Below are 6536 nucleotides of genomic sequence, written 5' to 3'. Positions count from 1 at the left end.
GACCGTCCGCACCACCCGCCGCAGCGGGCGAACTGGAGGTCGCGAGGGTGTACGCCGCCCCGGCCCTCCTCCTCATCGGCGGCCTGTCGTCGTTCCTCTTCTCCTCCTACGCGCGGGATTCGTCCAAGCCGCTGCAGGAACTCGTCCACCGGGCCGACCGGGCGGTGACCGCACTCGTCGTCCTGGCCATCGTCGGCTCGGCCGGCGCACTGCTGCTGCTGCCCGTGGCCGGGCCCCTGCTCACGGGGCGGATGCCGGATCCACTCGCCGTGACCGGCTGGTTGTGCCTGTCCCTGGGTATCGGTGTGAGCATCCCCTACGGCTCACTGGCCGCGGTACGGGGCAAGGCAGCCACGGTGTTCGGCGTCCGTCTGGGCGAGAGCGCCCTGTCGCTGGCCCTCGCCGTCGTGGCCGTCGCGCTGTCGGACACCTTCGTCCTCGCACCCCTGTGCTGTGCCATCGGCTCCCTGATCGGCGCCATCTGTCTTCGCCTGGTCGTCCTTCGACCCAGGCGCGTCACGTCCTCCACCCCATCCTCCGCTCCGCAGAAAAGGCGGTTTGAGACGCATGTCTGAACCCACGACAACACGCCCGAGTTCGTCCCGCCCCTGGCTCGTGTCCCGACTGGCGAGGGCGATCGCGACGATCTCCGTGACGGTGGTCCTCGCCGCGTCCTTCTCCGCGGCGCCCGCCCTGGCGGAGGAACCAGCGGGTGCCGCCACTCCTGCATCGCTTCCCGCGACGGTCAGTGCCGACCTCCTGGTGGCGCCGCAGATCAACGGAGTGGTCTGGTCGACCGCGGTCGACGGCAACACGGCGTACGCTGTCGGCAGCTTCACCCGGGCGCGCCCGGCGGGAGTGCCGGCCGGAGGTGCGGGAGAAGTGGTGCGCAACAACGCCATGGCCTTCAACATCGACACGGGAGCGATCCTGTCGTGGAACCCGAACCTGAACGCCCAGGCGCGCGTCATCGAACTGACGAGCGACCGCAGGCAGCTCTTCGTCGGAGGTGACTTCACCACGGTCAGCGGCCAGGCCCGGAGCAAGATCGCCTCCTTCACGACGGCCACGGGTGCACTCGACGCCACCTTCAGGTCGTCCGCCTCGGGAAGTGTGTACGGCATCGCGGTGACAGCGGACCGGGTCTTCTTCGGCGGCTCCTTCGCGACCGCCGGCGGGAGCGCACGATCGAACGTGGCAGCCGTCGCCCGGACCACCGGTGCGCTGCTGCCCTGGGCTCCTGCTGCGAATGGGATGGTGCAGTCGATCGTGGCGGCGCAGGACAACAGCCGCATCGTCCTGGGGGGACGGTTCCAGGAGCTGAACGGTGCACGCACGATCGGTATCGGAGCGGTCGACGGCGTCAGCGGAGCCAGCCAGGCGTGGTCCAGCACCCCCATCCCTGCGGCGGCAGGCACGAGTTCCTCCTGGGTGACGCAGATGATCCTCCGGGACGGCGTCGTCTACGCAGGAGCCAACGGAGACGGAGGGCACTGGTTCGACGGGCGCTTCGCCGCCGACTTCGCGACGGGTGACCTCGTCTGGCTCGACAACTGCTACGGGTCCACGAGTGACGTCTCGGTGATGGGCGAGATCATGTACTTCGTCTCCCACGCGCACGACTGCGCCTCCGTCGGGAGTTTCCCGGAGGAGAACCCGACGATCTGGCGCCGGCTCATGGGCAATACGATCTACGCGACGGGAACCGACCAGGCGCCGCCGGGCAGCAACAGCTCGTACTCGGGCCAGCCCGTGCCCACCCAGCTCCACTGGTACCCGTCGATCAACACGGGGTTCTACACCAACCAGTTCCAGGGTGGCTGGGCCATGGACAACAACGGGACGAAGATCGTCGTCGGCGGGGAATTCACCACCGTCAACGGCGTGGCCCAGCAGGGTCTCGCGGTCTTCGGGTCGAAGGCGGTAGCGCCGAACAAGGTCCGTCCGGAGTACACGACGGCCCTGAAGCCGACCGCCGTCTCCCTGGAAGCCGGTGCAGTACGCGTCGCGTGGCCCACCACCTGGGACTACGACGACGAGAAGCTCACCTACGAACTCCTGCGGGACAACAGCCTGACCGCGATCACGACGATCACCGAGGCCTCGAGCTGGTGGAAGGTCAAGACGCTGGGGTTCTTCGACACAACGCGCACCGCCGGAGCGACCCACACCTACCGGGTCCGGGTCAAGGATGCGGCCGGCAACGAGTACATCGGTCCGAGGTCGGATCCCGTGACGGTGGGAACGGGAACCCGCAGTGCCTATGCCGACCTCATCGCGAAGGACGGTGCTTCGGCGTACTTCCCGCTGAACGAACAGTCCGGCAGCTCCTTCGTCGACAACATCGGCTTCAACGATGCGGTCGCCGGCACGGGGCTGACCCGCGGGGTGGACGGCTCGATGCCGTCGACGACGGCCACCCGATTCGACGGGACCGCCGGCGCGTTCGGCGCGACCCGGACGGTCGAGGCGGGCCCGAACACCTTCACGGTCGAGGCGTGGGTCCGCACCGAGTCGACGACGGGAGGCAAGATCATCGGGTTCGGCAACGCGAAGACCGGTGATTCCGGCAGCTACGACCGGCACGTCTACATGTCGAACGACGGCCGCATCACGTTCGGCGTGTACAACGGTGCGACGTCGACCCTCCGCACCGCCGGGGCGTACAACGACGGCAAGTGGCACCTGATCACGGCGTCGATGGGCGCGGACGGCATGACGCTGTACGTCGACGGGCTGCGCGAGGCGGCACGGGCCGACGTCACCGCCGGGCAGGCCTACAAGGGTCAGTGGAGGATCGGCGGGGACACCGTGAACGGGTGGCCGAACGCGCCCAGCTCCAGCCGGTTCGCCGGTGACATCGACGAAGTGGCGCTCTACCCTGCCGTCCTGGACCGTCGCGTGGTGCTCGATCACTTCACCGCCAGCGGCAGGACCGCGGCAGTGCCTGCGCCGGCCACTGATGCCTACGGCAAAGCGGTCGATGCGGACGATCCGGCCCTGTTCTGGCGCCTCGACGACTCGGGTTCGGGGAACGCTGTCGATTCCTCCACCTCGCGGACCGACGGCCTGGTGAGCGGCAACGTCACCCGCGAGGCCGCGGGCGTCGTGAAGGGGGTCGCCACCAAGGCGTTCGCCTTCGACGGAACCAGCGGCATGACGGCTGCGACGAAGTCCGAGGCCAACCCGCGCGTCTACAGCATGGAGGCCTGGTTCAGGACGGACACCTCCCGCGGCGGGAAGATCATCGGCTTCGGCAATGCCGACACGGGCCTGTCCGGGAGCTACGACCGGCACGTCTACATGGAGGATTCGGGGAAGCTGATCTTCGGGACGTACACGGGCCAGACGAATACGATCCAGACGCCGCTGGCCTACAACGACGACACGTGGCACCACGTCGTCGCCAGCCAGTCACCGCAGGGGATGAAGCTGTACGTCGACGGAGCACTGGTCGGTACGAATCCCCAGACGGGCGCGCAGTCCTACACCGGTTACTGGCGCATCGGGGGGGACAGGACCTGGGGCTCCAGCAGCGCCTTCTTCGAGGGCTCCATCGACGAGGTCGCGGTGTACTCCCGGGAGTTGACCCAGGAGCGGGTGAAGGCACACTACGACATCGTCGTCCCCGCGAACCAGCTCCCGGTGTCCGCCTTCACCTCGGAGGTCGACGACCTCAACGTCGTGCTCGACGGCGGTGGCAGCACCGACCCCGACGGCACGATCACCGGGTGGACCTGGTCCTTCGGGGACGGCACCACCGCGGAGGGGGCCCGGGTGCAGCACGCCTATCCGAAGGCCGGTGCGTACGAGGTGTCGCTGACCGTGACGGACAACCGCGGCGGGAAGGCGACCACCACCAGGACGGTGTCGGCGAGCGCGCCGAACGCCCTGCCCGTCGCGGACGTCCAGGCCACGCAGGCCGGTCTGTCCGTCGGGTTCGACGCCTCCGGCTCCACCGATGCCGACGGCTCGATCGCGTCGTACAGCTGGGACTTCGGTGACGGTGCGACGGCGGAGGGAGCGGCGGCGACCCACCTGTTCGGCCGGGACGGCACCTATCCCGTGACGCTGGTCGTCGTCGACGACCGCGGTGGCCGTACCAGCCTCGAGCGCCAGGTCGAGGTGAGCAACGCGGTGCCGACGGCCACGTTCGAGGGAACGAGTTCGGGACTGGACGCGCGCTTCGACGGAACCGGCTCGACGGATGTCGACGGGACGGTCCGCTCCTACAGCTGGGACTTCGGGGACGGTTCCACCGGATCCGGTGCGGTCGCCGATCATCGGTACGCCGCGGCCGGTTCGTACGATGTCACGCTGACCGTCACGGACGACAAGGGTGGGACGGGCGGCTTCGCATCGACGATCGACGTCACGAGGACCAACCAGTCACCGACGGCCGGTTTCCAGGTCACGGCCGCGGACCTGCTCGTCCAGGTGGACGGTTCGGAAGCCGCCGACACGGACGGCACCATCACGGCCTACGCCTGGACGTTCGGGGACGGGGCGACCGCCACCGGACGCACCGCCCAGCACGGCTACGCCTCAGCGGGATCCTACGACGTGACGCTCACGGTGACGGACAGCGATGGTGCATCGGCAACGGTGACGAGGACGGTCACGGTGCAGGTCGCACCGCCGGCCAGCCCGACAGCCTCCTTCACGGCGCGGACCGACGATCTCACCGCGACGTTCAGCGGCGCGGGAAGCTCGAGCCCGAACGGGGCCGTGACCACCTACGCATGGTCCTTCGGTGACGGTACGACCGCCACGGGTGTCTCACCCTCCCACGCCTACCGGGCGGCAGGAACCTACGAGGTCGTGTTGACCGTGACCGACGTGCGAGGCGCCACGGCGTCGACGACCCAGACCGTGTCGGTATCGCCCCAGCTGGTCGCGGCCTTCGAGGCGACGACGCAGGGCAGGCTGCTCTCTGCCGACGCCGGCACCTCCGGCGGGACCGTCGTCGCCCACGCCTGGGACTTCGGCGACGGGACGACCGCGGCCGGCGCGACGGCCGGCCACCGGTACACCGAGGACGGCACGTTCGTCGTCGTCCTGACGGTGACCGACGCCGCGGGCCGCACGGCCTCCACCAGCAGGACGGTCACGGTCGCCAACAGCCTCCCGACCAGCTCCTTCACGCCGGCGGTGTCTGGGCTGGACCTGTCGGTGGACGGCACCGCGTCCAAGGACCTGGAATCGCCGGCGCTCACCTACAGCTGGGCGTTCGGGGACGGCACGACGGCGAGCGGCCGGACCGCCACCCACACCTATGCTGCTGCGGGTACCTACACGGTGGCGCTCGTCGTCCGCGACGAGGACGGCGGGGAGACCCGTTCCGAGCAGCGGCTCCTCGTCGAGAAAGCGGTCACGGAGCCACGCATCCTCGCCGGCGACGCCTTCTCACGGATCCTCGCCTCGGGCTGGGGAAGCGCGGACACCGGTGGGGCGTACTCCTACTCCGGCACCCTCTCCAACTTCTCCGTGGCGAACGGCAAGGGGCAGCTCCGGATGGGCTCCGCCGGAGCCGGCCCCTCGGCCTACCTGAACTCCGTCTCGTCCACCGACACCGAGGTCCGCGCGAGCATCTCGGTCGACAAGGCGGCCACCGGAGGAGGCGTGCACCAGTCGTTCCTGCTGCGCGATGTGACCGGCGCAGGTGCCTACACGGCGAAACTGCAGTTCCAGCCGAACGGATCGGTCACGGCCTTCCTGCTGCGGAAGGACACGATCCTCGTGAACCAGACCGTCATCTCCTCGCTGAACTACGCGCCGGGGAAGGAGCTGATGGTCCGGGCCCAGGCGGTCGGTACCGCGCCGACGGTCATCCGCATGAAGGTGTGGGCGGCGGGCACCGCCGAACCCGCGAGCTGGCAGCTCTCCACGAGCGATACGGCCGTCGATTTCCAGAAGGCGGGGCGGATCGGCTTCACGTCCTACCTCTCCGGATCGGCGACGAACGCTCCGGTGGTCGTCCGCTATGACGACCTGTGGGTGGGGGAGGCGCGCCAGTAGCGGCTGGGCCTAGTAGTATCCGGCACTAATCGATCGGACTGCATTTCGGAGTCCGCAGAATGAGAAGGACCGTCATGACAATGCGACCTGGGGCGCAATTGGATTTCCGAGAAGCACTGAATTCTCTCGCCAGTGCACAGAAGACGTCGAAGGGGGCACCTGCCTACTCGAGATACATCAACAGGAGACTGGGAAGGGTCTTCGCGGCGGCAGCGTACTCCCGCGGTCTCACCCCCAACCAGGTCACGCTCATCAGCGCCATCGCCACCTTCTCCGGGCTGGCGCTGCTGATCCTGACGGATCCGACGACAGGCACCGCCCTCCTGGTGACCACGCTGCTGGTCCTGGGCTACGCGCTGGACTCGGCGGACGGCCAGCTCGCGCGCCTGACCGGAACGGGATCCGCGGCCGGGGAGTGGCTGGACCACACCGTGGATGCCTTCAAGGAGGGGAGCCTGCACCTCTGCGTCCTCATCTGCTGGTGGCGCTACCTCGATCTCGAGACCGCATGGTTGATC

At 68.8% G+C, this 6536-nt stretch carries 3 protein-coding genes; all 3 read left to right on the top strand.

The genetic code is table 11. The annotated features are described in order from the left end of the window. A partial coding sequence (locus CVO76_RS14675) for a hypothetical protein (protein ID WP_208739922.1) occupies positions 1–575 on the top strand: 575 nt, incomplete at its 5' end. Next, on the top strand, positions 568–6018 hold the full coding sequence (locus CVO76_RS14670; RefSeq protein WP_208739921.1) for a PKD domain-containing protein: 5451 nt from the start codon (positions 568–570) through the stop codon (positions 6016–6018). The genes CVO76_RS14675 and CVO76_RS14670, both read left to right, overlap by 8 nt. A gap of 74 nt (positions 6019–6092) precedes the next feature. Beyond that, positions 6093–6536, top strand: a 444-nt coding sequence (locus CVO76_RS14665; protein WP_208739920.1) for a CDP-alcohol phosphatidyltransferase family protein, incomplete at its 3' end; no start/stop codon positions are given.

Source organism: Arthrobacter agilis, assembly GCF_002953615.1.
Classification (GTDB): domain Bacteria; phylum Actinomycetota; class Actinomycetes; order Actinomycetales; family Micrococcaceae; genus Arthrobacter_D; species Arthrobacter_D agilis_B.
Note: the sequence above shows the minus strand (reverse complement) of the source record. Positions and strands in the feature narration are given on the sequence as shown.

Bases quoted from the DNA above. Each gene is read 5' to 3' on its own strand.
- CVO76_RS14670 (WP_208739921.1), top strand. From the start codon at position 568: ATGTCTGAACCCACGACAACACGCCCGAGTTCGTCCCGCCCCTGGCTC.